Source organism: Fodinibius sp. (assembly GCF_041642155.1).
Classification (GTDB): Bacteria; Bacteroidota; Rhodothermia; order Balneolales; family Balneolaceae; genus Fodinibius.
Genome location: NZ_JBEPWZ010000339.1, coordinates 1 through 2,964 on the forward strand (window position 1 = coordinate 1; position 2,964 = coordinate 2,964).

The following is a 2,964-nucleotide window of genomic DNA, read 5'->3' on the forward strand; positions in this document are numbered from 1 at the left end:
GGTGGAAATTATCGAAAACCGTGTGGCAATGTGAGAGATTTTTTGGTCGGAAGACAGGTGCATCGGTTTTTGGAAAGAACAGGTGAGTGGGTAAAACCGGTAGGGTGTCCCGGAGAAAAAAGTAAAGAAGAAAGATCGTAAGAAGATAACAGCCGTTTATTGTTATCAAAAACAGGAGAGGGGGACGAAAATAGGGTGGAAATCCGACAGTGGAGTGGGGACTGGCAATTTGACACAGAGAAGAGCGTATGACGATGCTGAAATAGGTTAACTATTTGGTTCCCATTATGTTATGGATATAATATAAAATACGAGTGGTTTGGTTCCCGTAACTCATTAAAAAGCATTAAAAATAAATGCGTCAAGAAGTATTTTTCATAGATTAAAAATTTTGTAACTAGTTTTGTATCAATGATTTATATTAATTATATCATGTGTATTTTTATATTGACCAAATACACTTTCTGTGCGGGACCTAAAAAAATAAGGCTAAATTTATCAGTAAAACGGGATGGCATAATATGTTTAGTTGGTGTGATGGTATAACTATAAGAATATCAATAGGTTACGAGAATATAGTTAAGTGGGGGATGCGATAATCATGTGGCGTGATTTCTGCCTAAATAATTTAGGTTTTTAAATATAATGACTGTCCCGACAATTATTCATGGCATAATATAAGTTATTAACCTACTGTAAGGCAATGAATTAAGAATAATATATAAAATATATGTTAAGTAAACAGTGATTTTTAGAATGGCTCGAGCGGTAATTGTTGGGAGACAGGAGTAAAAAAAGGTCGTTAACCGGATTTAGTCAACGACCTGGAAGGAGAAAAGAAGTGGTGAAGTCAGCGTGATATTTATTCCGAAAAAGTTAATTGATCGAGAGACCTATGCGACCGCGTTCAAGGTCGAGAGAAACAATTTCGACTTTGACAATATCTCCAACCGAGACGATATCGTGAGGATCTTCAACCTTTCGGTCGGCCATGTTTGAGATGTGCAACAGGCCGTCATGTTTGACCCCGATATCGATAAAGGCTCCGAAGTCAACCACGTTACGAACGGTCCCTTCTACGACCTGTCCGGTACTGAGATCTTCCATCTTCATGAGGTCATCCCGGAGTACCGGCTTGGGCAAAGACTCCCGCGGATCGCGTCCCGGTTTCTGCAGGTTTTCAATGATCAGATCCAGCGTCGGAATGCCCACATCCAGCTGCTTCGCGACCTGCTCTTTATCGATGCCGGAAAGTTTTTCAGCAACCGTATCCTGCTGCTGGTTCATGTTTTCGAGATCGATGTCAAAGAGGTTGCAGAGCTTTTCTGCCGCGGCATAACTTTCCGGGTGAATGGCGGTATTGTCCAGCGGGTTTTCCGACTCTGGGATCCGCATGAATCCGGCGGACTGCTGGAAGCGAAAATTACCCACGCCGTTGATTTCTTTGATCTGCTCGCGGCTGAAAAAGATGCCTTCAGTTTCGCGTTGCTTTACAATGTTTTTAGCCACGCGCCGGGTCAGCCCGGAGATGTGCGAGAGCAGCGGCGCGCTGGCCGTATTCAAATTTACGCCTACCTTGTTTACGCAGCTTTCCACTACATCGTCGACGGACTGCGCCAGCTGGTTTTGGTTGACGTCATGCTGGTACAATCCAACCCCGATCGATTTGGGATCGATCTTCACCAGTTCGGCCAGCGGGTCCTGTACTCTCCGTGCAATGGAAATGTTGCCGCGCTGGGCCGCTTCCAGATCCGGGAACTCCTCGGCGGCTACTTTGGAGGCCGAGTACACCGAAGCCCCGGCTTCATTTACAATCAGATAATTCAGTTCCTCCCGGGGATGTTTCTTTTTTCGCTTCTGAATAAAGTTGGCAACAATCTGCTCGGTCTCGCGGCTGGCGGTCCCGTTGCCAATGGCAATGAGATTGACGCCGTATTGGTCGATGAGTCTGTCGAAGACCTCCTCGGCTTCGGTCACCTTGTTTTGAGGAGGAGTCGGGTAAGTGGTGGTACCCTCCAGGTACTTCCCGGTTTCGTCCACGACCGCAACCTTGCAGCCGGACCGGTATGCGGGATCGATGCCCATCACGACCTTATGGTCCAGCGGCGGCTGCATCAGTAGACTGGAAAGGTTCGTGGCAAACGTTTCAATCGCGTGCGCGTCGGCCCGCTCCGTGAGGTCGCTGCGCAGCTCTCGCTCCAGCGACGGGAAGAGCAGCCGTTTGTAGGCATCCTCCACGGCATCCTGCAGGAGGGGGACAAAAATACTCATGTCATTGGTTATGACGATGTCGTCAATATTCTCCAGGGTGACTTCATCCCACAGATCCACGTTTACGAAAAGCACATTTTCACGCTCGCCGCGATTGATTGCCAGAATTTGATAGGGTTTCAGGTATTTGACCTTGGCTGAGAACTCGTAGTAATCCTCAAAATTCGTGCGTTTTTTCACAGCGGGATTCTTTTCCGTTTTTACCACGGCGTGTTCCCGAAAGATCTCCCGCAGTTTGTCCCGGACGTCCACCGATTCATTAACCCACTCGGCGACAATATGGAGGGCGCCCTCCATCGCCTCTTCGGTGGAAGCCACTTCCTGTTCCTTGTCCACAAATTTTGCGGCATGTTCCATGGGATCGCCTTGCTCGATCTCCTGCTCCCAGATGAGCTCAGCCAGGGGTTCCAATCCTTTTTCTTTGGCCATGTCCCCTTTCGTGCGGCGCTTCGGCTTATACGGGAGGTAGAGATCCTCCAGCGTATTGAGGTCGGTGCAGGAGGTAATCTGCTCCCTGAGCTCATCGGTCAGCTTATCCTGTTCATCGATGGTTTTGAGAATCGTCGTTTTACGGTCCTCCAGCGTGCGGTGGAACTCCAGCTGATCCCGTACCTTGCGGATCTGCTCTTCATCGAGTCCCCCGGTCGCCTCCTGGCGATAACGAGCCAGGAACGGGACGGTGGCGCCGTCGTC

General features: G+C 48.6%; 1 protein-coding gene. It reads right to left on the reverse strand.

Going from position 1 to position 2,964, the window contains the following annotated elements; translation table 11 throughout:
- Positions 1 to 876: 876 nt before the first annotated feature.
- On the reverse strand, positions 877 to 2,964 hold a 2,088-nt coding region (locus tag ACESLU_RS13620), incomplete at its 5' end, for a Tex family protein (RefSeq protein WP_372639176.1).